We start from the raw sequence: 26180 nt of genomic DNA, 5'->3' as shown, positions 1-26180 counted from the left end.
TCCTTTGTGCTGCGTCGTGGCGGTGTCACTACCGAGCGGTACCTTGTGACCACTTCGTGACATGTGAGGGCCTGTGCTGTCACATAGGCGCCACTAGTCGAGCCGATCCAGAGTGGAGGTGCCGTCCAGCAGTTCCGGGGCCTGCGGCTGCCGGGGCGCCACCTCCACCTGGGCCGGGGTCGCCAGCTCCTGGCCGGAGACCCCCAGCTCGGCCAGCTTGCGGGCGCTGACCAGCACCCGCGCCTCCAGCGAGCCCACCGCGCGGTTGTACGCCGTGACCGCCCCGCCGAGGGAGGTGCCGAGCTTGCCGACGTGGTCGCCCAGGGTGGACAGTCGCCCGTAGAGCTCGCGGGCCAGGGAGTGGACGGCGACCGCGTTGCGGGCCAGCGCCTCCTGCCGCCAGGAATAGGCGACCGTGCGCAGCAGGGCCACCAGGGTGGCCGGGGTGGCCAGCACCACGTCGCGGGCGAAGGCGTGCTCCAGCAGCGTCGGGTCGCGCTGCAACGCCACGTCCAGGAACGGGTCGGCCGGCACGAAGAGCACCACGAACTCGGGCGTGGAGTCGAAGGCCGCCCAGTACGACTTCGCGGCCAGCGCGTCGACGTGCGCCCGCAGGTGCCGCGCGTGGGCGTCGAGGTGGATGTCCCGCCCCCGCTCGTCGCGCGCCTCCATCGCGGTCAGGTAGGCGTCGAAGGGCGCCTTCGCGTCCACCACCACCGTCCGCCCGCCGTGCAGCCGGACCACCAGGTCGGGGCGTACCCCCTGGTGGTCGGTGGCGGCGGTGACCTGCTCGTTGAAGTCGCAGTGCTCCAGCATGCCGGCGGCCTCGACGATCCGGCGCAGCTGGTGCTCACCCCAGCGACCCCGCACCTGCGGTGCCCGCAGCGCCGCCACCAGCTGCTTGGTCTCGGTGCGCAGCTCGCCGGAGACCGTGCTCATCGCGCGGACCTGCTCGCGCAACTCGGCGTACGCGTCGACCCGGTCGCGCTCCAGCTCGCCCACCCGCTGCTCGTAGCGGCGCAGGGTGTCGTGCAGCGGGGCCACCGCCCGCGCGACCGCCTCCTGCGACTGGGCGGTGGCCTCGTAGCTGAGCGCCCGCATCGACTGCTCCAGCCGCCCCTCGCCCTCGCGGGTGACCGCCAGGGTGGCCTCCAGTCGGGCGATCTCGGTGGCCGACCGGGCGCGGGCGGCGTACCAGCCCACCGCGCCGCCCGCGGCGAGGCAGACGACCACCACGGCCAACGTCGAGAAGTCCATCAGCAGAGCTTGCCAAATGCGTACGACTCGACGCCTGCGGGTACGTTCGGCACCATGGAATTTCTGCTCGTGGCCATCCTGGTGGCCCTCCTGGTCAGCGGGTTCGTGTGGTGGCGGCGGGAGCGGGCCGCCCGCGAGGCGCGCAGCCTCGCCGACGTACGCGCCGACGCCCAGCGCTGGTACGAGCGCCTCGGTGGCCAGGTGATGAACCTGCACGGCGACGCCCCGGCCGTACGCCAGGCGCTGGTCGACGCGGCGGAGCGCTACAACGCCGCCGGCAGCCAGCTGGAGCAGGCCGGGACCATCCAGCAGTACCGGCTGGCCCGGGAGACCGCGCTGGAGGGGCTGGCGTACGCCCGGGCGGCCCGGGTGGCGCTCGGCCTGGACCCGGGGCCGGAGCTGCCCCCGCTGGCCGCCGCGCAGGGCGCCGGCGAGCTGACCAGGGAACGTCAGGTGCAGGTGCAGGGGCAGACGTTCAAGGCGGGCCCGCAGCCGGGCCGGGACACGCCGTACTACTACCCGGGCGGGCGCCTCCAGGGGCGGCCGGTGCCGGCCGGCTGGTACTCGACGCCGTGGTGGAAGACCGCGCTGGGCGCGGGCGCGGGCGTGCTCGGCGGGATGCTGATCGCCGACGCGCTCTTCTCGCCGGCCTTCGCTGACCCGGGCTACGGCTACGAGGCCGGCTACCAGGAGGGCTTCAACGACGGCGGCGACTACGGCGACCAGGGCGCCGGGGACCAGGGCGCGGACTACGGCGACCAGGGTGACTTCGGCGGCGGCAACCAGGCGGCCGACTTCGGCGGCGGCGATCAGGCGGCCGACTTCGGCGGCGGCGACTTCGGGGGCGGCGACTTCGGCGGTGGGGACTTCGGGGGCGGCGACTGGTGACCGCCGGCTGAGCGGCACGCGACAGGCCCCGGTCGAGGCCGGGGCCTGTCCGTCCGCCCGTCAGCCGGTGTTGCGCATCCCGGCGGCGATGCCGTTGACCGTGGTGAGCAGGGCCCGCTCCAACGCCGTACCGTCGCTCGGCGCACGGCGGCCGCCCGGCGCGGTCGCGATCGCGCGCCCGGCGGCGCCGGTGTCCCGGTACTGCCTCAGCAGTGCCACCTGGAGGTGGTGCAGCGGCTCCAGGTAGGTGTCGCGGACCGCGAGGGTGCGCTGGAGCACCGGCGAGTTCTCCAGCAGGGCCGGCGAGGCGGTGACCGCCAGCACCTCCTGCTTGGTCAGCTCGTACTCCTGCTCGATCTTGTCGAAGATCGGGTGGAGCTTCTTCGGGACCAGGCTCTCCACGTAGCGGCGGGCGATGCTCAGGTCGGTCTTGGTCAGCATCATCTCGACGTTCGACAGGAACGTGCCGAAGAAGTGCCAGTTGCGGTGCATCTCGGCGAGTACGTCCTCCCGCCCGGCCGCCCGCGCCGCTGCCAGCCCCGAGCCGACCCCGAACCAGCCCGGCACGATCTGCCGGGTCTGCGTCCAGCCGAACACCCAGGGGATGGCCCGCAGGCCGCCCAGCCCGGCCCCGGTGTTCGGCCGCTTCGCTGGCCGGGAGCCGATGTTGAGCGCGCCGAGCAGCTCGGTGGGGGTGGAGGCCCAGAAGTACGCCGGCAGGTCCGGGTCCTCGACCAGCCCGCGGTACGACCGGAACGCGGCCTCGGAGACCACCTCCATCGTCGCGTCCCAGCGTTCCAGCATCTCCGCCGGCTGACGGGGCGCGGTGTGCAGCAGCGTCGCCTGGAGCACCGCGGCCACGGTCAGCTCCAGGTTCTCCCGGGCCAGCGCCGGCAGCGTGTACTTGTCGGAGATGACCTCGCCCTGCTCGGTCACCTTGATCGCGCCGTCCAGGGTGCCGTACGGCTGGGCCAGGATCGCCTCGTGCGTCGGCCCGCCGCCGCGCCCGACCGTGCCGCCCCGGCCGTGGAAGAGCCGCAGGTGCACGCCGTGTCGGGCGGCCACGTCACGCAGCGCCCGCTGCGCCCGGTGGATCGACCACTGGCTGGTGGTGATGCCGGCCTCCTTGTTGGAGTCGGAGTAGCCCAGCATGACCTCCTGCACGTCGCCCCGGGCCGCGACCAGCGCCCGGTAGGCGGGCAGCGACAGCAGCTCGTCGAGCAGCTCCCCGCCGGCGTTCAGCTCCGACGGGGTCTCCAACAGCGGCACGATGCCGATCCGGGCCCGGCCGCTGTGCACGTCGATCAGCCCGGCCTCGCGCCCCAGCACCACCGCGGCGAGCACGTCGTCCACGCCCAGGGTCATCGAGATGATGTACGACTCGATCACCTCGGCGCCGAACCGGTCCTGCGCCTCGCGGATCGCGCCGAACACGTCGAACGTCTTCTGCGCGTTCTCGGTCAGCGGGGTGTCCAGGGTCGACAGCGGTCGGCGGCCGGCCAGCTCGTCGGCGAGGAGCTTGGTCCGCTCCAGCCGGGTCAGCGACGGGTAGTCCGACACCTCGCCGATCGCCGCGTAGAGCTGGGCCAGCACCGCGTGGTGCGCCTCGGCGTGCTCGCGGACGTCCATGGTGGCCAGGTGCAGGCCGAACGCGGAGACCGTACGGATGGTGGAGGCGAGCCGGCCCACGGCGGTGAGCTGCCCGGAGTTGCGGGCCAGCGAGGCGCGCAGCAGCTCGAGGTCGGCGATCAGCTCGGCCGAGCCGCGGTAGTCCCGCCCCGGCACGTGCGGGGTGCCCTGGCGCAGCCGCTCCCGGGTGTTGGCCAGCTTCGCCTTCACGCACCGCGCCTTGAGCCGGTACGGCTCCTCCGCGTTGACCCGGCGGAACCGGGGTGCCACCTCGGGCAGCGCGTCCAGGTCGGCGGCGAGGCTGGCGGAGAGGTCCAGCGACACCGCGCGCAGCCGCCGGGAGACGGAGACCTCGTTGATCAGGTGGTCCATCGCCGCCTCGGTGGCGGTGATGCCGTGCTCGTGCTGGATGTGGAGCACCTCTCGGGTGACCATCGGGGTGACGAAGGGGTTGCCGTCCCGGTCGCCGCCGATCCAGGTGCCGAAGGTCAGCGGGCGGGCCGTCGGCGAGGTCTCCACGCCCAGGGTGCGCAGCGTGTCGGCGAGGTCGTCGAGCACCTGCGGGGCGGCCTCGGCGTACAGGTCGCGCAGGTAGTAGATGGCGTTGCGGGCCTCGTCCGTCGGGTCCGGCCGGTCCAGCCGCAGCTCGTCGGTCTGCCACATCAGGTCCAGCAGCTCGGCCAGGCGCCGGTTCGCCGGGCCCTCGTCGCTGGCGCCGTAGAGGATGGCGTTGGTGGTCTCGGTGTCCAGCTCGTCGGCGATGGCGCGGAGCTTGGACAGGATCGAGCGGCGGGCCGCCTCGGTGGGGTGGGCGGTGAAGACCGGGCGCACCGCGAGCCGGCGGGCCGCCGCGGCGATCTCCTCGGCCGGCACCCCGCGCTCGGCGATCATCTTGGCCGCCTGGTCGAGCCAGCCGCCGTGGACCGCGCGGCGCCGCCGCAGGTCACGGGCGCGGTGCACCTGCTCGGTGATGTTGGCCAGGTGGAAGTAGGTGGAGAAGGCGCGGGCCAGCTTGGTGCCGGTGGTCACGTCCAGCGCGCCGAGCCGCTGCGCGGCGGCCGGGGCGTCGGAGCGGACCTGGGCGCGGATCTCCTCGACCAGGTCGAGCAGGGGTCGGCCCTCCTGGCGGGCCAGGGTCTGGCCGAGCAGGGTGCCGAGGCGGCGGATGTCGGCCCGCAGAGCGGCGTCGGGGCCGTCGTGGTCGTGCTGGTCGGTCACCATGCGCTCCTTACGTGAGTACGAAGGACAGCGCTGTCCGACTTCGTCGATCGTATCCGCGGGGACCCCTCGGTAAGGAGGGGGCCCGCGATGTCACCTTCCCCACGATTTCCGTCCGCGCTCACGTGTCCGGCCGGGCGTCCACCTGCCGGGCCGGCCGGCGCGCGGCCCGGCGGCCCCGGACCAGGGTGCCGGTGAGCAGGCCGACCACGCCGAGCGCGGTCCAGACCAGCAGCCCCACCAGCGGCCACCGGCCGGACCGCAGGTCGAAGTAGACCGCCGACTTGAGCAGGTCGGTGGCGAGCCCGGGGACGTTCCACCGGTGCATGCCGCGCAGGAACGTGGGGAGGAACTCCGGGGCGTAGATGCCGCCGGAGCCGGGGTTGCCGAGCACCACCAGCAACAGGATCACCAGTCCGGTGCCGAGCAGGCCCAGCCAGGCCTGGACGGCGGCGGCGACCATCGCGGCGGCGAAGACGGTGAGCACGCCGACGGTGGCGACCGTCGGCAGGTCGTGGTCCCAGACGTCCAGCACCGGCCCGACCAGCAGCGCGCCGATGACGCCCAGCAGCACGGCGTGCACCGCCAGCGAGGCGATCCGCAGCCCGGCCCGGCGCACGCCGCCGGGCGCGGTGCCGAGCGAGACGCCCAGCGCGGTCGACGCCAGGTAGCCGCCCAGCACCAGGCCGACGGCCAGGTAGAACGGGACCAGCCCGCGCGGGTCGTGGCCGGAGACTGGCACCTCGTCGGTCACCTCGATCGGGGTCTGCGCGCGGCCGGCGGCCGTGGTCAGCACCTGGGAGACCAGCTCGGTGGCGGCGGGCGCGGAGGCGCTGGCGGTGGCCAGCACGAGCTTCCCGTCGGGCGTCGAGGTGAGCACCGCGTACACCTCGCGGGCGGTCAGGCCGTCGCCGGCCGCGCCCGGGTCGTCGTACTCGATGGGTTTGATCTTGTTGGTCTGGCCGCGCACGGCGGCGAGCACGGCTTGGGCGCGCTGGTCGCCGAGGACCACGCCGACCGGGACGTCGCGTGGGGTCGGCTGGTGCAGCGCCCCGACGTAGGCCGCGATGAACGCGGTGGCCAGGGCCAGGGTGCCGACCAGCAGTGCCGCCGTGCGGGGCAGCCAGTCGCGCTTCCGCACCTCCGGCGACTCGTCCACAGCGCCAGCCTAGGGCCCATCTTGCCCGCGTCTGCGGCGTTTCGCCCGCCCTCCGCGCCGGGGCCGGGAGTTGCGCTGCTACCTGCGCGACCCGGACGGTCGCCTGATCGAGGTCGGTCAGACGACCTGAAAACCTGTTGGTCGCGGTCGGTAGCGTCCGGACATGACCTTCCCGAGCTACCCGCGCAAACCCCGCCCCGGCGACCGGGTCGCGGTCGTCTCACCGTCCGCCGGCCTGCCGGGCCTCTTCCCCCACGTGTACGAACTGGGCCTGCGCCGGCTGCGCGAGGAGTTCGGCCTGGAGCCGGTGGAGTACCCGACGACCCGGGTGATGGGCGCGGACCCCCGGGAGCGGGCGCGGGATCTCACCGCCGCCTTCGCCGACCCGACGGTCACCGCCGTGCTGGCCACCGTGGGCGGGGACGACCTGATCACGGTCACCCCGCACCTGGACGACGCGGTGCTGCGGGCCAACCCGAAGCCGTACCTCGGCTACTCGGACAACACCAACATCCTCAACCACCTGTACCGGCTGGGCATCGTGGCGTACCACGGCGGCTCGGTGCTGGTGCACCTCGGCCGGCCCGGCAGGCCGCACCCGCTCACCATGGACTCCCTGCGGGCGGCCCTGTTCACCTCCGGCTGGTACGACCTGACGCCCGCACCCGAGTGGGGCGACGAGCCGCGCGACTGGCGCGATCCGGCCACCCTGGCCCACGAACCGGTGATGTTCCCCGGCACCGGCTGGCGCTGGCAGGGCCCGTCGACCGTGGTCGAGGGGCGCACCTGGGGCGGCAACCTGGAGATCCTGCACTGGCTGATGGCGGCCGACCGCGTTCCCAGCGCTGCGGAGCTGGCCGGCTCGGTGCTGATGCTCGAGACCTCGCAGGAACTCCCGACCGCCCAGGAGGTGTTCCGGATCGTGCGGAACATGGGGGAGCGCGGGCTGCTCGCCGCCTTCCCGGCGGTCGTCGTCGGCCGCCCCAAGGCGTGGGACTTCGACAACCCCCGGTCGGTCGCGGAGCGGCTCGCGTGGGGCGAGGCGCAGCGCGACGCGGTCACCCGGGCGCTGGCCCCGTACCACCCGGACGCGGTGGTGGTCTTCGACGTCGACCTCGGCCACACCGACCCGCAGTTGATCATCCCGTACGGCGGGGAGATCCGGGTTGACGCGGTGGAGCGGCGGATCTCGGTGCGGTACTGACGAGCAGTTGCGCGCCGGGCCGGGCGGCGGGGCGGGTCAGCCGACGACGGCGAAGGCGCGGACCGGGAAGGTGCCCATGCCGGCCACCATCGGCGGGGCGGCGGTGAAGCGGAACCCCTCCGGGGGCACGGCGTCCAGGCCGGTCAGGTGCTCCACCACCGGGATGCCGGCGGCCAGCAGCGCGCTGTGCGCCGGACGCTCGCCCCCCCGTCGTCGATCTTCCGGCCCGGGATGTCCAGCCGGAAACCGTCGGTGCGCAGCCCGCCCCCGTTGGCGAACGTGACCTCCGCGTCGAACCGCGCCCGATACTGTCCCGTCACGCATCCACCCGACCACGCCCCACCCACCCCGGTCAAGATCCGCGGTGGGCGCGCCCTGCGGCTCCGCCGGTTCCCGGCGGAGCCGGGCCTCCCCGGCCACGCCCAGCACCCGCCACCGGCCCGGGGTGGTCCGTGCCCGGGGATCACCGCCGACCTGGTCCGGCATCGTTCCTCCCGTCGCCGGGGGCCGTCGGGTTGGTCCGGCACGACCGTGCGCCACGGCTCCACCCGGATTGTCTGCTCAGCGGGATAGTCTCGACGGGTGCACCCCCCGTCCGGCTGGACGCGGGGCCGTCGTCGTGCGTTGACTTCCTGGAAGTGATCACAGATGCTCACCGGACTCTTCTCCGCAGCCCTGGCCGATCCCGGGCTGGCCCGGGCGCGTGACCTGGCGCGCTCCGGTGCCGCCCAGGTCGACGGCCTCGACCTCACCGCCCCGGCGGCGCTGCGCCCGTTCGCCGTCGCCGCCGTCGCGGCCGACCCGGCCGGGACCGACGGGCGCGGTGGCGGCGCCGGCCGGACCGTGCTCGCGGTGACCGCCACCACCCGCGAGGCCGACGACCTGGCCTCGGCGCTGGGCAGCCTGCTCCCGCCCGAGCAGGTGGCGGTCTTCCCGTCCTGGGAGACGCTGCCGCACGAGCGGCTCTCGCCCCGCTCCGACACCGTCGGCCGCCGGCTGGCCGTGCTGCGCCGGCTGGCGCACCCCCAGTCGGCCGACGCGCACGGCCGCACCGGTCCGCTGCGGGTGATCGTCGCGCCGGTGCGGTCGCTGCTGCAACCGCAGCTCAAGGGGCTGGGTGATCTCGAACCGGTGCAGCTCACCGCCGGCGACGAGGCCGACCTGGAGGAGGTCGCCCGCCGGCTCACCGACATGGCGTACGCGCGGGTCGACCTGGTCACCAAGCGCGGCGAGTTCGCCGTGCGCGGCGGCATCCTGGACGTCTTCCCGCCCACCGACGAGCACCCGTCCCGGGTCGAGTTCTGGGGCGACGAGGTGGAGGAGATCCGCACCTTCGCCGTCGCCGACCAGCGCACCATCGAGCAGGTCCCGCAGCTCTGGGCGCCGCCCTGCCGGGAGTTGCTGCTCACCCCGTCGGTGCGCGAGCGCGCCGCCGCCCTGGCCGGGGAGCACCCGGAGCTGGCCGAGATCCTCGACAAACTGGCCGAGGGCATCCCGGTCGAGGGGATGGAGTCGCTGGTTCCGGCACTGCTCGGCAACGAGAGCCTGGAACTGCTGCTGGACTGCATGCCGGCCGGCACCCACGTACTCCTCTGCGACCCGGAGCGGATCCGCACCCGGGCGCACGACCTGGTCCGTACCTCGGACGAGTTCCTGCAGGCCAGCTGGGCCGCGGCCGCCGTCGGCGGCCAGGCCCCGGTCGATCTCGGCGCCGCCGCCTTCCGGACCCTGGCCGAGGTACGCGCGGCGGCCCGCACGCTGCGCCAGCCCTGGTGGACCCTCGCCCCCTTCGGCCTGGTTGAGGTGGACGCCACCGCTGGCCCGGCCCGACAGCCCTGGGAGGACGAACCCGCCGAGGTCGACGTCACCGGAGACGACGCGATCGCGGTGAGCCTGGGCGCCCAGCCCGCCCCGCTCTATCACGGCGAGACCCCCCGGCTGGTCGACGACCTGAAGCGCTGGGCCGGCGAGGGCTGGTCGGTCGCGGTGGTCTTCGAGGGGCACGGCCCCGCCCAGCGGGCCGTCGAGGTGCTCCGCGACGCCGGGCTCGGCGCCCGCCTGGTCGAGGAGGTGCCGACCGCGCCCGCCCCCGGTGAGCTGCTGGTCAGTTGCGGCTGCCTGACCGCGGGCTTCGTCGACGAGGCGTCCCGGTTCGTGCTGCTCACCGGCAACGACGTCACCGGCGGCCGGGGCACCTCCACCCGGGACATGCGCAAGATGCCGAGCCGGCGGCGCAACACCATCGACCCGCTGGAGCTCAAGGCCGGCGACCACGTGGTGCACGAGCAGCACGGCATCGGCCGCTACGTCGAGCTGGTGCAGCGCACCGTCAACGGCGCCTCCCGGGAATACCTGGTCATCGAGTACGCCCCGAGCAAGCGCGGCCAGCCGGGCGACCGGCTGTTCGTCCCCACCGACCAGCTCGACCAGCTCAGCCGCTACGTCGGTGGCGAGCAGCCCACCCTGCACAAGATGGGCGGCTCGGACTGGCAGAAGTCCAAGGCGCGGGCGCGCAAGGCGGTCAAGGAGATCGCCGCCCAGCTGATCCAGCTCTACGCCGCCCGCAAGGCGTCCAAGGGCCACTCGTTCGGCACGGACACCCCATGGCAGCGGGAGCTGGAGGACGCCTTCCCCTGGCAGGAGACGCCGGACCAGCTCGCCGCGATCGAAGAGGTCAAGCGGGACATGGAGCAGACCGTCCCGATGGACCGGCTGATCTGCGGCGACGTCGGGTACGGCAAGACCGAGATCGCGGTGCGCGCGGCGTTCAAGGCGGTGCAGGACGGCAAGCAGGTGGCGGTGCTCGTGCCGACCACGCTGCTGGTGCAGCAGCACTACAACACCTTCGCCGAGCGGATGAGCCAGTTCCCGGTGCAGATCCGGCAGCTGTCCCGCTTCCAGACCCCGAAGGAGTCCGAGCGGACCCTGGAGATGGTGGCCGACGGGACGGTCGACATCGTCATCGGCACCCACCGGCTGCTCCAGACGGCCACCCGGTTCAAGCAGCTCGGCCTGGTCGTCGTCGACGAGGAGCAGCGGTTCGGCGTCGAGCACAAGGAGCACCTGAAGACCCTGCGCGCCTCGGTCGACGTGCTGAGCATGTCGGCCACCCCGATCCCGCGGACCCTGGAGATGGCGATCACCGGCATCCGGGAGATGTCCACCATCGCCACCCCGCCGGAGGAGCGGCATCCGGTGCTCACCTTCGTCGGGGCGTACGACGACCGGCAGGTGGCCGCCTCCATCCACCGCGAGCTGCTCCGCGACGGGCAGGTCTTCTACCTGCACAACCGGGTCGAGTCGATCGACAAGGCGGCCCGGCGCATCCGCGAGCTGGTGCCCGAGGCGCGGGTGGCGGTGGCGCACGGCCAGCTGGGCGAGGACGCGCTGGAGAAGGTGATGGTCGGCTTCTGGGAGAAAGAGTTCGACGTCCTGGTCTGCACCACCATCGTGGAGTCCGGCATCGACATCCCGAATGCCAACACCCTGATCGTGGAGCGGGCCGACCTGCTCGGCCTGGCCCAGCTGCACCAGATCCGGGGCCGGGTCGGCCGGGGCCGGGAGCGGGCGTACGCGTACTTCCTCTACCCGCCCGAGAAGCCGTTGACCGAGCACGCCCACGAGCGGCTGGCCACCATCGCCCAGCACACCGAGCTGGGTGCCGGCATGTACGTGGCGATGAAGGACCTGGAGATCCGGGGCGCCGGCAACCTGCTCGGCGGCGAGCAGTCCGGCCACATCGAGGGCGTCGGTTTCGACCTGTACGTCCGGATGGTCGGCGAGGCGGTGTCGGCGTTCAAGGGCGAGCGCCCCGAGGAGGAGGCCGACGTCAAGATCGATCTCCCGGTCGACGCGCACCTGCCGCACGACTACGTCGGGGTGGAGCGGCTGCGCCTGGAGATGTACCGCAAGCTCGCCGAGGCCCGCGATGAGGAGCGGCTGCGCGAGGTGGTCGCCGAGATGACCGACCGGTACGGCGAGCCGCCCGCCCCGGTGCAGAACCTGGTCGCGGTGGCCCGGTTCCGCCTGCTGGCCCGCCGCTACGGCCTGACCGACGTGTCGATGCAGGGCAAGCACATCCGGTTCGGCCCGCTGCCGCTGCCCGACTCCAAGCAGCTGCGGCTCAAGCGCTACCACCCGGACTCGGTCTACAAGTCCGCGCTCGACCAGGTCAGCGTGCCGCGGCCCAGTACCCGACGGGTCGGCGGCGAGCCACTGCGCGACCAGGCGCTGCTGCAGTGGTGCGCGCAGCTGCTCTCCGACGTGCTGGGCGAGCCGGCCGCGCTGGCCGGGGCGTCGGCGTGAGGCCCACGCGCCCCTGGCGGGCGGCGTCACACCGTCGTACCGGGCATGAGAGAGTGGCCGGCATGCGTGCACGCCGTCTCATCGCCGCCGCCAGCGTCGCGGCTCTCGGTGTCCTCTCCCTCGCCGCCTGCGGGAAGTCTTCGCCCGACGTGGCCGCGTACGTCGGTGACCGGACCTATTCGGTCGACCGGGTGGACGCGGTCTACGACGACGCCCAGGCGAAGTTCGCGGAGGCGGTGCGGCAGAGCGCGACCCAGGCCGGCATCACCCCCACCGCGGAGCAGCTCCGCTCCGCGGTGACCCGGCAGGACGTGGTGAACCTGCTGGTCAGCATCGACCTCGGCAAGCGTGTCGTGGCCGAGCAGGGCCTCCAGGTGCCGGACCAGATCACCCCGGATCAGCTCGCCCAGCAGCTCCAGATGCCGCCGCAGGCCGAGTTCGCGAAGTTGTGGGGCGAGTGGGCCGACATCTCCCTGGTGCTCAGCCAGCAGCTGCCGCCGGCCGACCTCAGCGACGAGTCGGTGATGGCCGTCTACCACGCCATCGCGCAGACCGGCGGGATCCAGTCCGGGCTCTCGGTGGCCGAGGTGCGGCGGCTCTTCGGCGAGGGCGGCTTCGTCCGTGCCGCGTCGGCGCTCAGCACCGCACTGGAGGAGCAGGCCGACAAGGTGGACCTGTCGGTCAACCCGCGCTTCCGGCCGCTCGGCGTCCCGTCCTGGGTCAACAAGGGCCAGGAGCTGGTCTTCTACGCCCTGCCGTACGTCGACGCCAGCGGCCCGGTGACCGACATCTCGACCCCCGAGCCGGTGGCCACCCCGGCCGAGTCGACCGGTTCGGTGGCGCCCTGAGCATGCCCGCACGGATCGTCCTGCTGGTCACCTCGCCCCGGCTGCCGGCCGGCCTGCTGACCGCCGCCGCCTGGGACGTCGTACGCTCCGCGCCGGTGCTGACCGGCGGGGAGAGCGCACTGACCACGGCGGTGCGCTCGGCGGGCGCCGAGGTCACCGTGGTCGAGACCGGCGCGACGCAGGCGCTGCTCGACGCGGTGGCGGCGCACGGCACGGCGGTCTGGCTGGCCGGTCCTGCCGGTGACGAGGCGCTCGCCCGGGAGCTGGGCCTGCGGCTGGCCCGCGAGCCGGGGCTGGCCGAGCTGGAGCTGATGTACGGCTCCTGGGACCCGCCGGGCGCGCGGCTGCTCGACGCGGTCGAGGTGATGGACCGTCTCGCTTCGCCCGGCGGCGACCCGTGGAAGCGGTCGCAGACCCACCGCAGCCTCGCCGGTTTCCTGCTGGAGGAGTGCTACGAGGCGTACGACGCGATCAGCGCCGACGACACCGACGCGCTCCGCGAGGAGCTGGGTGACGTGCTGCTCCAGGTGCTGCTGCACGCCCGGCTCGCCGAGGACCTGCCCGAGGGCGAGCGGTGGAACGTCGACGACGTGGCCGGTGGCCTGGTGGACAAGATGGTCCGCCGCAATCCGCACGTCTTCGCCGGGATCGAGGCGGGCACGCTGGAGGAGATCGAGGCGAGCTGGGAGCGGATCAAGCGGGCCGAGAAGGCCCGCGAGTCGGTGCTGGACGGCATCGCGTTGAGCCAGCCCGCGCTCGCCCTGGCCGCCAAGATCCTGGACCGCGCCGCCCGCGTTGGCCTGGCCGTCCCGCCCCCGCTGGCGGAGTCCCAGGTCGACCCCGAGGCGCGACTCGGGGCCAGCCTCCTGGCCACCGTCGCCGCCGCCCGGCAGGCCGGGATCGACCCCGAGGCCGCCCTCCGCCGCACCACCCTGGCGTACGCGGAGGCCGTCCGCACCGCGGAGCGCGAGGCCGGCCCGCCCGCCTGAGCCCGGCGCTCCACGGCCGTGGTCCGGTCCCCGCCAGCTTGGGTGGGGACGACTAGGGTCGGAGGATGGAGTACTTCGTGCCGCTCGCCGAGCGGATCGTGGAAGCCCTGCTGGAGAGCCGGCCCGGCCTGGCCACCTCCGCCGGCGACCACCGGTACGACGACCGGCTGCCCGATCTCGCCCCGGAGGCCGTCAAGGCCGACCAGGGCATGCTCCGGGAGGCCGCCGACGCGCTCTCCGAGCTCGACCCCGACGCGCTCGACGTCGAGGAGCAGGTCGACCACGCGCTGCTCAGCGCCCTGGTCGACCGGGAGTTGTTCGAGCTGACCGAGATCCGGGCCCACGAGTGGGACCCGCTGCGGCACAACCCCGGCCCGCTTCTGCACGCCCTCCTCGCCCGCCCGTACGCCCCGGCCGAGGAGCGCCTCACCCACCTGGCCGGCCGGCTGTCGGCCGTACCCGATGCCCTGGCGACCGCGCGCGCGACGCTGTGCGACATGCCGCGGATCCACGCCGAGACGGCGGTGGGGCAGTTCACCGGCACGGCGGCGCTGATCCGCGACGAGGTGCCGGCGCTGCTGGCCCAGGCGCCCGCGCTGTACGACCGGGTGGAGCCGGCCGCCACCGCGGCGATCGCGGCGTTGGAGGAGTTCGTGGCCTGGCTGCGCATCGGTCTCGCGGCCGACGCCGGGCCGGGGCGCGACCCCCGGCTGGGCCGCCGCCGCTGGGAGGCCCGGCTCTGGCACACCCTCGACACCGAGCTGGGCGCCGCGGAGATCCAGCGCCGCGCCTGGGCCAACCTGGAGCGGGTCACCGGGGAGATCCGCGCCGCCGCCGTCGAGCTGGTCGGCGGCCCGGCCGACGACGAGACGGTACGCCGGGCGCTGGACCTGCTCGCCGCCGAGCACCCGGACGATCGCACCATCGTGGACCTCGCCTCGACCACCCTGGACGAGGCGGTCGACTTCGTCCGGGACCGCGATCTGGTCACCCTGGTCGACGACCCGTGCGTGATCCAGGAGATGCCGGAGTTTGCCCGGGGCGTGGCGGTCGCCTACTGCGACTCGCCAGGCCCACTGGAGACGGCGGCGCTGCCGACCTTCTACTGCATCTCGCCCACCCCGGCGGACTGGCCCGCGCACCGGGTCGAGTCGTTCTACCGCGAGTACAACGACCACATGATCCGCAACCTGACGGTGCACGAGGCGATGCCCGGTCATTTCCTCCAGCTCGCCCACGCCCGCCGGTACGCCGGCCCCACCCGGGTCCGCCCGCTGACCGAGTCCGGGGTGTTCATCGAGGGGTGGGCGGTCTACACCGAGGAGCTGATGGCAGGTCTCGGCTTCGGCGGCCTGCCGGTGCGGTTGCAGCAGCTCAAGATGCAGCTGCGGATGACCATCAACGCGCTGCTCGACCAGCTGGTGCACTGCGAGGGGATGCCCGAGGCGGAGGCGATGGCGCTGATGACCGGGCGCGGCTTCCAGGAGGAGGGCGAGGCGGCCGGCAAGTGGCGGCGGGCGCTGCTGACCTCCACCCAGCTCTCCACGTACTTCGTGGGCTACAGCGAGCTGGCCGACATCGCCGGGTCGCGCCCCGCCGGGGTGCCGGTGCGCGAGTGGCACGACGCGATGCTCGCGCACGACTGCCCGCCGCCGCGCCACCTGCGTACCCTGCTGGGCATCTGAGCATGCCGACCCTCGGCCGGGGCGGCGCACGAAAGGCGGCGTGCCGCGCGATCCTGGCGGTCGTGTTGCTGGCGATGATGGCGGCTGCCGGGTGCTCGCGGCTGCTGGCGGTGGTGGAGCCGGTGACCGTCACGGATCCGGTCTGGGCCCGGGACGGCTGGGTCTACTTCCTCCGGGAGGTGTCCTCCGACGGGGCGGAGCTGTGGCGGCAGCGTCCCGACGAGGGGGCTGCGGAGCTGGTGCTCGACGAGTCGGCTCTCGAGCCCGTGTGCGGCAGGGGAGTGTTCAGTTTCCTGTACCGGGCACCGGAGGCAGATGTCGGCGTCGCTGCGCAGTGTCATGGCGTAACCACCGAACTGTTCACTTTCTCAGCCGGTCGTGCGTCGCTCGCGCCGGTCGCCTCCATGCCGTTCCTCGGTGACGTCACATTCGCCGACGAGAGCGGCACCGGGTTCGCGGAGGTGCCGAGAAACTGTGGCATCGCGATCGAGCGGGTCGTCGATGGGAAGGCGAGTGAGTTCGACCGCCCGATCACGGTCTCCGGGAAGACGTTCACGATAAGTGGTTCGGACCGTGACTGTGGGCCGGTCGCCTGGGTGCGCTCGCCGGCGCTCTCTGGGGATGGCCAGCTGTACTTCCTGGCCGCGCCCGATTCGCTCGGAAAGCTCCCGGACCGCAGGAGCGACGCCTTGGAGAGCTACGAATGGCATCTGGTGGTGTGGGACGGGAAGGAGGCCTCCGCCAGATCATTGACCGGGGTCCCGGGCCTCGCCGACCTCGCGGTCGCTCCGGACGGCCGCTCCGTCATCGTGGCGGTCACCTCGCCCGAGGAGAAGGGCGGTGTCTGGTCCGTCGACGCGGCCACCGGGAAGATGTCGAAGCTGTTGGACGAGGCCGAGGCACACCATCCGAGCTTCTCCCCGAACGGGAGGGAGTTCGTGTACGCCGAGGGCTATCACCGGCTTAGGTTCAGCTCCGCCAAGGCCGGGTGAGCAACCGGTTCAGCCCCGCAGGGCGACCACCGCGTCGACCAGCCAGCGCGAGATGGAGTACGCCGGCGGCAGCTCCGCCGGCAGCGCGTCCAGCGGAAACCAGCGCGCCTCGACCAGTTCCCGCCCGTCCACCACCGGTTCGGCGGACGGGTCGGCGGCCGTGGCGGTGAACCCGGTCAGCAGCGTCCCCGGCCCGGACATTGCCCACGGCTGGCTGCCGAAGTAGGCCACCCGGTCGACGGCCAACCCGACCTCCTCGCCGACCTCCCGGTGCACCGCCGCCTCCAGCGTCTCGCCGGTCTCCACGAAGCCGGCGACCAGCGCCCACAGCTCCGTCGGCCCGTACGCGTGGCGGACCAGCAGCAGCTCGTCGGGGCCGCCGTCCGGGCCGGGGCGGGTGATCGCCGCCAGCACGGCGGCGGAGAGCCGCATCGGGACGTACAGGTCGCAGTCGGGGCAGCGGCGGGCCGTCTCGCCCGGCACGTCGGCCAGTTCGGCCCGGCACGCCCCGCACCACCGGTGGGTACGCCGCCAGATGACCACCGCCAGCGCCCGCCCGGCCGCAGTGGCGAACCGTTCGGGCAGCTCGGCGGCGAGCGACCGCCAGCTGCACCAGCGGCCGGCCGGCTCGTCGGTCGCGGCCGGCTCGGCCGGGTCGGCGACCTCGGCCGCCCAGACCGGTACGCCGTCCAGCGTGCCGACCGGCACCCAGGCGGTGTCGGTGGGCAGCTCGCCGACGCGGGCAAACCGCCCGTCGACGCGGGTGAGCACCCTGCGCCCGGCCACCGGCAGGGCCAGGTCGTCGGGGGCGGGCGGGGCGGTGCGGTCCGCCCCGGGAAGGAACCCGCCGCGGACGGGTGCCGCCAGCTCTCCGGCCGCGGACACCCGGTGGGCGGTGGTGTTGGCGGGGAGGTCGGGGGACGGCCCGGTCATGAGCCGGTGGGCCGTTTGTCCACCACGCCCGCGCCTGCCGGCACGCCGAAGGCGGCCGGGTCGACCGTCTCGGTGTAGCGGGTCAGCGCCACCTCGGTCGCGGTGCCGTCGAGGGTGCCGGTGAAGCTGCCCAGCAGGCCCTCCGTGGTGACACAGGTCGTGAAGTCACCGGCGGAGCGTCGCACCTTCACACAGGTGGCGTGGTGGCCGGCGACGGTGGTGTCGCTCTGCGTGATCTCCGCCTCGCGGTCGAGGGCGGCCTCGGTGAGCAGCCCCATCACGGCCGGCGGGGTGACCAGCCCCCGCTTGTCCGCCTCGGCGTAGACGACCACCGAGGGCTTACCGGCGGTCAACTCCGGGGGCAGCACGGTGCAGGCGGTACGCCCGCCGGTGTTCTCGCACCGGGTGACCGCCTCCTGAGTCACCGTGATCTTGCCGTCCGGCCAGGTGTAGGAGGAGCGCAGCGGCTCCTGCGTCTGCGCGATCGAGGCCGTCCGGCCGCCGGAGAGCTGGTAGTCCGCGGCCCAGGTTTCGGTCAGCGCGCCGTCCATCCGGGCGGCCAGGTCGTTGACCAGATCGGCCCGGCCCAGCGCCCGTCCGGCGTCGTCCAGGGTCTGGCATCCGGTTACCGTGAGCGACGCGGCGAGCGACACGGCCAGCACGCGGAGAGTGGTCGATACGGCGGGCATGGCGACCAGCGTGGTCGATCGGGTCCACCGGACGCAAACTCGTTGCCGGTTGACGCCCGAGAATACGGGAATGTCCGCGTCGCCCGCCGCGCGGAACGGGGTCCCCGGGGCGGTCCGTGCGACGGCCGAGAGCGTGCGGTCGGCCGCCGCCCGATACGCTGCGTTCAACACCTGCCCCAGCCGCACCGTCGCGGCCCATACCGGATTCGCACACGAACGAGGAGCGACTCAGTGGCAACCATCGAGGGAATCGTCGCCCGGGAGATTCTCGACTCGCGGGGCAACCCGACGGTCGAGGTCGAGGTAGGGCTCGACGACGGCACGATCGCCCGCGCCGCGGTGCCCTCCGGCGCCTCCACCGGCGCCTTCGAGGCGATCGAGCTGCGCGACGGTGACTCCGACCGCTACCAGGGCAAGGGCGTCGAGAACGCGGTCGCCAACATCGAGGACAAGATCGTCGACCAGCTCATCGGGTACGAGGCCAGCGAGCAGCGGCTGATCGACCAGAAGATGCTCGACCTCGACGGCACGGACAACAAGGCCGAGCTGGGCGCGAACGCCATCCTGGGCGTCTCCCTGGCGGTGGCGAAGGCCGCCGCGGGCAGCGCCGAGCTGAGCCTCTTCCGCTACCTGGGCGGCCCGAACGCGCACCTGCTGCCGGTGCCGATGATGAACATCCTCAACGGTGGGGCGCACGCCGACTCCAACGTCGACATCCAGGAGTTCATGATCGCGCCGATCGGCGCGCCCAGCTTCCGCGAGGCGCTGCGCTCCGGCACGGAGGTCTACCACGCGCTGAAGTCGGTGCTGAAGAAGAAGGACCTGTCGACCGGGCTCGGCGACGAGGGCGGCTTCGCCCCGAACCTGCCCACCAACTCGGCCGCGCTGGACCTGATCGCCGAGGCGGTGGAGAAGGCCGGCTACCGGCTCGGCACCGACATCGTCTTCGCCCTGGACGTGGCCGCCACCGAGTTCTGCGAGAACGGCACCTACACCTTCGAGGGCACCGCGAAGACCGCCGAGGAGATGAGCAACTACTACACCAAGCTCATCGGCGACTACCCGATCGTCTCCATCGAGGACCCGCTGTCGGAGGACGACTGGAGCGGCTGGGCCACCCTGACCGCGGCGGTCGGCGACCGGATCCAGATCGTCGGCGACGACCTCTTCGTGACCAACCCGCAGCGCATCGCCCGGGGCATCACCGAGAAGTCCGCCAACGCGGTGCTGGTCAAGGTCAACCAGATCGGTTCGCTGACCGAGACCCTGGACGCGGTGGACCTGGCCCACCGGGCCGGTTTCCGGTGCATGATGAGCCACCGCTCCGGCGAGACCGAGGACACCACCATCGCCGACCTGGCGGTGGCCACCGGCTGCGGTCAGATCAAGACCGGCGCCCCGGCCCGCTCCGACCGGGTGGCCAAGTACAACCAGCTCCTGCGGATCGAGGAGGAGTTGGCCGACGCGGCGCGGTACGCCGGCGTGGGCGCGTTCCCGCGTTACCGTTCGGCCTGACGCGCGAAGCCTCGGGGGAGAGGTGTGACGATGCAGCAGCGCCGCACACCGGGCGGTCAGCGCCCCGCCCGTCGACCGACCGGTCGGCCGGGCGGGGCCCGGGGCGCCCGGCCGTCCGTCCGCGACGGCGGGGTCCGCGCCGAGCCGCGGGCCGCCGCCGGCCGGGCGCGGGGCGCCGAGGGCGTACGCTCCGCGAGCCGTCCCGCCGCCGCCCGTCGTACGGCGGCCGGCGGCACCATCAAGCGGCTCACCGCACCCCACCCCCGACGCTTCACCGGGCGGGCCACCGTGCTGTTCGCGGTGCTGATCGCGCTCGCCTTGGCGTACACCTATCCGGTCCGGGTCTATCTCGACCAGCAGGTGGACATCGAGCGGATGGAGGCCAACCAGGCCGCGCAGGGGGAGCGGATCTCCGAACTGCGTACCGAGGCGGCGAAGTGGCAGGACCCGGCGTACATCGAGATCAAGGCCAGGGAGCGGTTCTACATGGTCCGGCCGGGGGAGACGCCGGTGATCGTGCTGAACGACCCGGAGGGCGCGGCCCGGGACGCGAACGCGGCAAAGCCGCCGGTCCCGCCGAAGACCCCCGACCCCTGGTACGGCACGCTCTGGTCGAGCGTGCGGGCGGCGAACGGCGACCGCCCCGACAAGTGAGCACCACCCGAGCACCGGACGAGAGATGGGCACCGTGACTGTCGTACCACCGCAGGAGCCGGCGGCGGACTCCGTACCCCTGCCGCAGCGGGAACCGGCCACCGAGGCCGACCTGGCCGCGGTGGCCGCGCAGCTCGGACGCCCGCCGCGCGGCACCCGGGCGGTGGCCCACCGGTGTCCCTGCGGGCTGCCCGACGTGGTGGAGACGACGCCGCGGCTGGCCGACGGCACGCCCTTCCCGACACTGTTCTACCTGACCTGCCCCCGGGCGACCGCGGCGTGCAGCCGGCTCGAGTCGGCCGGGCTGATGAAGGAGATGGCCGACCGGCTCGCCGAGGACCCGGAGCTGGCCGACCGCTACCGGGCGGCGCACGAGGACTACCTCGCCCGCCGGGAGGCGATCGGCGAGGTGCCGGAGATCGCCGGCATCTCCGCCGGTGGGATGCCCGGCCGGGTGAAGTGCCTGCACGTGCACCTGGGGCACGCGCTCGGCGCCGGGCCGGGGGTGAACCCGTTCGGCGACGAGACGCTGGCGCTGGTGGAGAAGTGGTGGGCGGACGGGCCGTGCGTGGACGTGCCGGCGGCCCAGTGACATGAGCGCCGCCGACGAGATCGTCGTACGCCGGGCGCGCACCGGGGACGTGCGTGGCATCCGGCGGCTGGTCGACACCTACACCGACGACCGGCGGCTGTTGAGCAAGGCGACCGTCACGCTCTACGAGGACGTGCAGGAGTTCCGGGTCGCGGTGACCGGCGACGGCACCGTGGTCGGCTGCGGGGCGCTGCACGTGATGTGGGAGGACCTGGCCGAGATCCGCACGGTCGCGGTGGACCCGGTGTGCCGGGGCCGCAGGATCGGTCAACGGATCGTGGGCGAGCTGATCGACGCCGCCCGGGAGCTGGGCGTCGCGCGGATCTTCGTGCTCACCTTCGAGACCCGGTTCTTCGGCTCGTTCGGTTTCACCGAGATCGACGGGGCGCCGGTGCCGCAGCCGGTCTACGAGCAGCTGCTGCGTTCGTACGACGAGGGTGTCGCGGAGTTCCTGGACCTGGAACGGGTCAAGCCGAACACGCTCGGCAACATCCGGATGCTGCTACGGCTCTAGCAGTCGATCGCACGCTGCGTCCATGCTGATCGTGCGACGGACGGCCGCGGTGCGCCCCGACGCCACGGCGCTGCCCGGGCGTGTCGCGCCACCCGAGGCGGCACCCTTTTCAGCGATACCTGTGAGGCATCAATATGACTGACAGGTATCTCGCTCAACCTGGTTCCCGCCGCCCGCCGCCCGCCGCCCGCCGCCCGCCGCCCGCCGCCCGCCGCCCGCCGCCCGCCGCCCGCCGCCCGCCGCCCGCCGCCCGGGCAGCGGCGGACGCGGACGCGCGACCCCCGGGTCGGGGCCGGCCGGCTGCCGTAGGGTTGCTGCCGTGACGACGCGTGTGGCCGCCATCGACTGCGGAACCAACTCCATCCGCCTGCTGGTCGCCGACCTGCCCGACCCGTCCGCCGGCCCGCAGGCGCCGCTGGTCGACCTGGCCCGCCGGATGGAGATCGTCCGGCTCGGCCAGGGCGTCGACAGGACGGGCCGGCTGGCCCCGGAGGCGATCGAGCGGACCCGGGTGGCGCTGGCCGACTACGCCGCCGAGATCGGGAAGCTGGGCGCCGAGCGGGTGCGGATGTGCGCCACCTCCGCCTCCCGGGACGCCTCCAACGCCGCCGAGTTCCGCGCCATGGTCGAGCAGACCCTCGGCGTCGCGCCCGAGGTGGTCACCGGCGACGAGGAGGCCCGGCTCTCCTTCACCGGCGCGGTCCGCGGGCTGCCCGCCGACGCACAGCCGCCGTACCTGGTGGTCGACATCGGGGGCGGCTCGACGGAGTTCGTGGTCGGCACCCGCGAGGGCGGGGTGCAGGCGGCGATCTCGATGGACATCGGCTGCGTCCGGATGACCGAGCGGCACCTGCACGGCGACCCGCCAACCCTGGACGAGGTCGCCGCCGCGCAGGCCGACATCGCGGGCGCCGTGGATCGCGCGCTGGAGGCCGTCCCCGGCCGTCAGGCCGCCACCCTGGTCGGCCTCGCCGGGTCGGTCACCACCGTGGTCGCCATCGCGCAGGGCCTGAAGGAGTACGACCCCGCGCGCATCCACCACGCCCGGGTGCCGTACGAGGGGGTGGCCGAGGTGACCGCCGAGCTGCTGGCCAGGACCCGCGAGCAGCGGCTGGCCATCCCGGTCATGCACCCGGGCCGGGCCGACGTGATCGGCGCGGGCGCGCTGGTGCTCCGCGTGATCATGGAGCGGGCCGGGATGCCCTCCGTGGTCGCCTCCGAGCACGACATCCTCGACGGCATCGCCTGGAGCCTGTCGCCGACCGTGACGTAGGTAATTGGCCTGCGTGCGCGCGGTATGATTCCCATATGATCACCACGGTCAATCTGCCTGACGGGTTGCATGAGCGGCTCAAGCAGCTCGCCGATGAAGAGCACCGCTCGATGAACGCGACCATCGTTGTGGCCGTCGAAGAGTACGTCTCGGCCCATAGTCATCGGGCCCGCGTCCGGGATCTCGCGCGAGAGGTTGCCGAACGCGACGCCGAGCTGTTGCGGCGGCTGGCAGAGTGACCCAATACCTGGAAGTCGATGACCTCGTGGAGATCGCCTCGATCGTGTTGGGCGAGGCGCCGCAGGTCCGTGACTTCGGCCTGCTTTCGTCGGCGGCCGTCCGACCGGCCACCGTGGCGTTCGGCCAGGAGGCGTACACCGATCTGTGGAGCAAGGCCGCCGCGCTGCTGCACTCGGTCTGCATGAACCACGCGCTGATCGACGGCAACAAGCGGCTCGCCTGGGCGGCCGCGCGGGTTTTCCTCGCGCTCAACGAGGCGCCCGTTCAGGGCGTCGACGTGGATCAGGCCGAGGCTCTCGTGATGTCGGTGGCCAGCGGTTCGCTGACCGAGGTCCCGGACATCGCCCGCGAGCTCCACAAGCTCTATCTCTGACCGTCCGCGCAGATTCTGTCGCAGATGCCGGACGCATCGCGTGGAGCCTCGCCCCGACAGCGGGAGCGAGAAGCTGGCTCTTTCCTCTCTTGATCAGTTCCTCGCCGCCAGGCGGCGCATGTCGCCGACACGCACGCTTACTACCGCGTTCTTGACGGTACTTCGCACTACACAGTAGTGTGCGAAGCGTGGACACCACACAACTGCTCAAGGGTGTGCTCGACCTGGCCGTCCTCGCGGTGCTCCGCGACGAGGACGGTTACGGTTACGACATCCTGCGCCGGCTCCGCGAGGCCGGTCTCGACGAGGTCGGCGACGCCTCGGTCTACGGCACACTGCGCCGGCTCTTCGGCGCCGGCCTGCTCACCACGTACGTGGTGCCCAGCGAGTCCGGGCCGCACCGCAAGTACTACGCGCTCAACGCCGCCGGCCGTGACCAGCTCACCCGTTCCGGCAAGACCTGGCGCTCGTTCGCCACCACGATGGACAGACTGCTCGACGATCGGGGGATGGCGGCATGACCGTCACTGGGCAGGAGATCACCGACTACGTGGATCGGGTGCGGGCCGCGCTGGCCGACCTGCCGCCGGAGGTCCGCGAGGAGTTGACCGAGGACCTGCCGGAGCACCTCGCCGAGGTCGCCGCCGAGGACGGCGGCTCGCTGGTGGAGCGGCTGGGTGAGCCGGAGGTGTACGCGGCCGAGCTGCGGGCCGCGGCCGGCGCGGGCGGGCCATCCGACGGCCGGCGCGGCCTGGAGCAGCGGATCGGCAGCTTCGTGGGCCGGGTCCGCGTCCGGCTCTCCGGCCTCGACACCCGGCTGGGCCCCCCGCTCGGGTACGCCTCGGCGAGCGAGTTCCTCCGCCTGCTCCGCCCGGCCTGGTGGGTGCTGCGCGGCTATCTCGCCGCACTGCTGCTCACGGTGCTGACCGGTGAGCCGCTCGCCCTGATCCCTCAGTTGGGCGGCAACGCGCTTGTCGGCCTCGTGCTGCTGGTCGGCAGCGTGCTGGCCTCGATCTGGCTGGGCCGGCACGCCGACGGGCTGGGCCGGTGGCCGCGCTACCTGTTGCGCGCGGGCACCCTGGTGCTCGTCGTCTTCGCCCTGGCCGCCCTGATGCAGGTGGACGTGCGGGCCCGCTGGATCGGCGACTACGGCTACGACCCGATCTCCGTGCGGAACCCGTACGACGAGGTGCAGGACGTCTACGTCTACGACAGCGAGGGGCGGCTGGTGGAGAACGCCCGGCTCTTCGACCAGAACGGCACCCCGATCCGGCTCGGCTGGCCCTCCTGCACCGACCCGGCCCTGCCCGACGTCAACCCGGTGCAACGCGGCTACCCGTACTGCCCCGAGCAGGCGCCCTTCCGGCCCCGTCCGCCGGCCGTCGTCCCGGTCCCGCCGGGCACGGCCCCGACGACCGCCGCGCCCCCGGCCACCGCGCCGCCGACCGGTGCCGCACCGGTGCCGACCGCGACCGCCCCGGCGCCGACCGCGAGCGCGCCAGGCCCGACCGCGACCGCGCCGGCGCCGACCGGTCCGACCGCGCCGGCGCCCACGCCGACCGGGTGAGGATCGACTCTGGGAAATGGCTGAACGGATGAGGGGCACGACCGTCGGACGGCGGCGCGGGAAGTCACCCGCGTCGCCGTCGTCGTACGCGGGTTCGCCACGGGGTGAACGGGAGGTATATGCCACTGTTTTCGCGTCTTCCCGGCGCGCTCACGGCGTGGCAGGCTACCGGCACGTAGGACCACTGGGCGACAGCCGACGATGACTGACCGCTAGGAGAACGGCCGATGGGCGAGATGGTGAGCTACGCCACCAACGGTGGGACGAGCGAGGGGTATCTCGCGATACCCTCCAGCGGTGCGGCCAGCCCCGCGGTCATCGTCATCCAGGACTGGTGGGGTCTGGTTCCCCACATCCGGTCGGTCGCGGACCGCTTCGCCGAGGCGGGCTTCGTCGCCCTCGCCCCGGACTTCCGGCACGGTCAGCCGGCCAGCAAGCCGAGTGAGCCGCGGCAGATGCTGAACAGCGCGCAGATGGACGAGGCGGCGGCGGACATCGCCGTGGCGGCGGACTACCTGGCCGGGCGTCCCGAGGTCACCGGCAAGGTCGGCAGCGCGGGTTTCTGCGCCGGCGCCAGCCTGGCCCTCTGGGCGGCCACCCGCTCCGAGCGGATCGTCGCCACCGCCGCCTTCTACCCCCGGCTGCCGTGGGAGGCGATGCGCCCCGAGTGGACCGACTACGCGGGCAAGGCGTCGCTCATCCACTGCTCCGAAGCGGACGGCACCTCCACCGCGGACGGCGTGCAGGTTGTCCGGCGGGCCATCGAGACCGCCGGCGGCACCTGCCAGACCTACGACTACCCGGGCACCGCGCACGCGTTCTTCAACGAGGACCGGCCGGAGAACTTCGACCAGCGGGCCGCCGCCACCGCCTGGGCCCGCACCCTGGAACTCTTCCGGGCCAAGCTTGGCTGAGCCCCGTACCCCCGCAGAGGTGGTCGCCCGCGCCGCGCGGGCGACCGACCTGGCCGACCTCGACGGCGCGGTCAGCGGCTGCTTCGCCTGCCCGCGCCTGGTCTCCTGGCGGGAGGAGGTCGCCCGGACGAAGCGGGCGGCCTTCCGCGAGCAGCGCTACTGGGGCCGGCCCGTGCCCGGCTTCGGCGCGCCGGACGCCCGGATCGGCATCCTCGGGCTGGCCCCGGCCGCGCACGGCGGCAACCGCACCGGCCGGATCTTCACCGGCGACCGCTCCGGCGACGTGCTCTTCGCCGCCCTGCACCGCGCCGGCCTGGCCAACCAGCCGACCAGCGTGGCCGCCGACGACGGGCTCACCCTGGCCGACACCCGGATCTTCGCCGCCGTGCGCTGCGCGCCGCCGGACAACAAGCCCACCCCGACCGAGCGGGACACCTGCGCGCCGTGGCTGCACCGCGAGGTCGCGCTGATCCGGCCCACCCTGCGCGTCGTGGTCGCGCTGGGCGCCTTCGCCTGGGCCGCGTGGTGGCCGGTGCTGCGTGACGTGTACGGCGTCCGCCCGCCCAGCCCGCGACCGGTCTTCGGCCATGCGGCACACTGGTCCGGGACGGCCGCCCCCGAGCTGCTCGGCTGCTATCACGTCAGCCAGCAGAACACCTTCACGGGACGGCTCACACCAGGGATGCTGGACGACGTGTTCGCCCGGGCGAAACAGCTCGCCGGGCTGGACTGAGGCTGCGTG

Annotated in this window: 24 protein-coding genes and 1 pseudogene; 18 read left to right on the top strand and 7 right to left on the bottom strand. The window is 73.4% G+C overall.

What is annotated here, in order from left to right; genetic code table 11:
- Nucleotides 1-93 precede the first annotated feature (93 nt).
- Complete coding sequence (locus tag ABZ807_RS03970) at nt 94-1257, bottom strand: DNA recombination protein RmuC (RefSeq protein ID WP_357152511.1); 1164 nt, start codon at nt 1255-1257, stop codon at nt 94-96.
- Between the two features lie 54 nt (nt 1258-1311).
- Between ABZ807_RS03970 and ABZ807_RS03965 the strand changes: the two genes are divergently transcribed.
- Nucleotides 1312-2145, top strand: coding sequence for a hypothetical protein (locus tag ABZ807_RS03965; protein ID WP_357152509.1), 834 nt, complete (start codon nt 1312-1314; stop codon nt 2143-2145).
- A 60-nt stretch (nt 2146-2205) separates the two neighbouring features.
- On the opposite strand, the gene ppc is transcribed toward ABZ807_RS03965, so the two are convergent.
- Together ppc and ABZ807_RS03955 are read right to left on the bottom strand one after the other, a co-directional pair.
- Complete coding sequence (ppc, locus tag ABZ807_RS03960) at nt 2206-4992, bottom strand: phosphoenolpyruvate carboxylase (protein ID WP_357152507.1); 2787 nt, start codon at nt 4990-4992, stop codon at nt 2206-2208.
- Nucleotides 4993-5113: 121 nt separating this feature from the next.
- Entirely contained in the window at nt 5114-6151 is a 1038-nt protein-coding gene (locus ABZ807_RS03955; protein ID WP_357152504.1) for a hypothetical protein, read from the bottom strand.
- Nucleotides 6152-6314: 163 nt separating this feature from the next.
- On the opposite strand from ABZ807_RS03955, the gene ABZ807_RS03950 reads away from it, so the two are divergent.
- On the top strand, nt 6315-7355 hold the full coding sequence (locus ABZ807_RS03950) for a S66 peptidase family protein (RefSeq protein WP_357152502.1): 1041 nt from the start codon (nt 6315-6317) through the stop codon (nt 7353-7355).
- A 36-nt stretch (nt 7356-7391) separates the two neighbouring features.
- Here ABZ807_RS03950 and ABZ807_RS03945 read toward each other — a convergent pair.
- Nucleotides 7392-7553 (bottom strand): annotated as a pseudogene (locus ABZ807_RS03945) (cyclase family protein); the annotation flags it as partial.
- Nucleotides 7499-7675 carry a hypothetical protein gene (locus ABZ807_RS03940; RefSeq protein WP_357153102.1) on the bottom strand — a complete coding sequence of 59 codons (177 nt, stop codon included), beginning with the start codon at nt 7673-7675 and terminating at the stop codon, nt 7499-7501. The gene ABZ807_RS03940 and the pseudogene ABZ807_RS03945, both read right to left, overlap by 55 nt.
- A 328-nt stretch (nt 7676-8003) precedes the next feature.
- Between ABZ807_RS03940 and mfd the strand changes: the two genes are divergently transcribed.
- From mfd to ABZ807_RS03915, 5 genes are all read left to right on the top strand, one after another.
- A complete protein-coding gene (gene mfd, locus ABZ807_RS03935) occupies nt 8004-11660 on the top strand; it encodes a transcription-repair coupling factor (protein WP_357152499.1) in 3657 nt (1218 codons plus the stop codon).
- A gap of 62 nt (nt 11661-11722) precedes the next feature.
- Nucleotides 11723-12508, top strand: coding sequence for a hypothetical protein (locus tag ABZ807_RS03930; RefSeq protein ID WP_357152496.1), 786 nt, complete (start codon nt 11723-11725; stop codon nt 12506-12508).
- Nucleotides 12509-12510: 2 nt separating this feature from the next.
- Nucleotides 12511-13497 (top strand): nucleoside triphosphate pyrophosphohydrolase, encoded by a 987-nt coding sequence (locus ABZ807_RS03925; RefSeq protein WP_357152493.1) that lies wholly within the window; start codon nt 12511-12513, stop codon nt 13495-13497.
- A 65-nt stretch (nt 13498-13562) separates the two neighbouring features.
- Nucleotides 13563-15182, top strand: a complete 1620-nt coding sequence (locus ABZ807_RS03920) for a DUF885 domain-containing protein (RefSeq protein ID WP_357152490.1) — start codon at nt 13563-13565, stop codon at nt 15180-15182.
- A gap of 62 nt (nt 15183-15244) precedes the next feature.
- Complete coding sequence (locus tag ABZ807_RS03915; protein WP_357152488.1) at nt 15245-16174, top strand: hypothetical protein; 930 nt, start codon at nt 15245-15247, stop codon at nt 16172-16174.
- 9 nt (nt 16175-16183) lie between these two features.
- Here ABZ807_RS03915 and nudC read toward each other — a convergent pair whose 3' ends face one another.
- Nucleotides 16184-17107, bottom strand: a complete 924-nt coding sequence (nudC, locus tag ABZ807_RS03910) for an NAD(+) diphosphatase (RefSeq protein ID WP_357152485.1) — start codon at nt 17105-17107, stop codon at nt 16184-16186.
- Nucleotides 17104-17796 (bottom strand): hypothetical protein, encoded by a 693-nt coding sequence (locus ABZ807_RS03905; RefSeq protein ID WP_357152482.1) that lies wholly within the window; start codon nt 17794-17796, stop codon nt 17104-17106. The genes nudC and ABZ807_RS03905 overlap by 4 nt, the downstream gene beginning before the upstream one ends.
- A gap of 231 nt (nt 17797-18027) precedes the next feature.
- Here ABZ807_RS03905 and eno point away from each other — a divergent pair, with 231 nt between their 5' ends.
- The 11 genes from eno (at nt 18028) to ABZ807_RS03850 (ending at nt 26171) form a co-directional block, all read left to right on the top strand.
- Complete coding sequence (gene eno / locus ABZ807_RS03900; protein WP_357152479.1) at nt 18028-19311, top strand: phosphopyruvate hydratase; 1284 nt, start codon at nt 18028-18030, stop codon at nt 19309-19311.
- A 30-nt stretch (nt 19312-19341) separates the two neighbouring features.
- Nucleotides 19342-19965, top strand: coding sequence for a septum formation initiator family protein (locus tag ABZ807_RS03895; RefSeq protein WP_357152477.1), 624 nt, complete (start codon nt 19342-19344; stop codon nt 19963-19965).
- Between the two features lie 34 nt (nt 19966-19999).
- Complete coding sequence (locus ABZ807_RS03890) at nt 20000-20557, top strand: DUF501 domain-containing protein (RefSeq protein WP_357152474.1); 558 nt, start codon at nt 20000-20002, stop codon at nt 20555-20557.
- A 1-nt stretch (nt 20558) separates the two neighbouring features.
- Entirely contained in the window at nt 20559-21071 is a 513-nt protein-coding gene (locus ABZ807_RS03885) for an amino-acid N-acetyltransferase (protein ID WP_357152471.1), read from the top strand.
- Between the two features lie 331 nt (nt 21072-21402).
- Nucleotides 21403-22344 carry a Ppx/GppA phosphatase family protein gene (locus ABZ807_RS03880; protein ID WP_357153055.1) on the top strand — a complete coding sequence of 314 codons (942 nt, stop codon included), beginning with the start codon at nt 21403-21405 and terminating at the stop codon, nt 22342-22344.
- Between the two features lie 35 nt (nt 22345-22379).
- A complete protein-coding gene (locus tag ABZ807_RS03875) occupies nt 22380-22583 on the top strand; it encodes an Arc family DNA-binding protein (RefSeq protein WP_357152468.1) in 204 nt (67 codons plus the stop codon).
- The gene (locus ABZ807_RS03870) at nt 22580-22957 is read left to right on the top strand and encodes a Fic family protein (protein WP_357152465.1); all 378 of its coding nucleotides are present in this window, start codon (nt 22580-22582) and stop codon (nt 22955-22957) included. The genes ABZ807_RS03875 and ABZ807_RS03870 overlap by 4 nt, the downstream gene beginning before the upstream one ends.
- A 188-nt stretch (nt 22958-23145) precedes the next feature.
- The gene (locus tag ABZ807_RS03865) at nt 23146-23478 is read left to right on the top strand and encodes a PadR family transcriptional regulator (protein WP_357152463.1); all 333 of its coding nucleotides are present in this window, start codon (nt 23146-23148) and stop codon (nt 23476-23478) included.
- Entirely contained in the window at nt 23475-24524 is a 1050-nt protein-coding gene (locus ABZ807_RS03860; protein WP_357152461.1) for a hypothetical protein, read from the top strand. The genes ABZ807_RS03865 and ABZ807_RS03860 overlap by 4 nt, the downstream gene beginning before the upstream one ends.
- 227 nt (nt 24525-24751) lie before the next feature.
- Nucleotides 24752-25438, top strand: a complete 687-nt coding sequence (locus ABZ807_RS03855) for a dienelactone hydrolase family protein (RefSeq protein ID WP_357152458.1) — start codon at nt 24752-24754, stop codon at nt 25436-25438.
- Nucleotides 25431-26171 carry a uracil-DNA glycosylase gene (locus ABZ807_RS03850; RefSeq protein ID WP_357152455.1) on the top strand — a complete coding sequence of 247 codons (741 nt, stop codon included), beginning with the start codon at nt 25431-25433 and terminating at the stop codon, nt 26169-26171. Before ABZ807_RS03855 ends, ABZ807_RS03850 begins: the two co-directional genes overlap by 8 nt.
- Nucleotides 26172-26180 lie beyond the last annotated feature (9 nt).

The sequence above is a fragment of the Micromonospora sp. NPDC047548 genome, assembly GCF_040642975.1.
Lineage (GTDB): Bacteria > Actinomycetota > Actinomycetes > Mycobacteriales > Micromonosporaceae > Micromonospora.
Note: the sequence above shows the minus strand (reverse complement) of the source record. Positions and strands in the feature narration are given on the sequence as shown.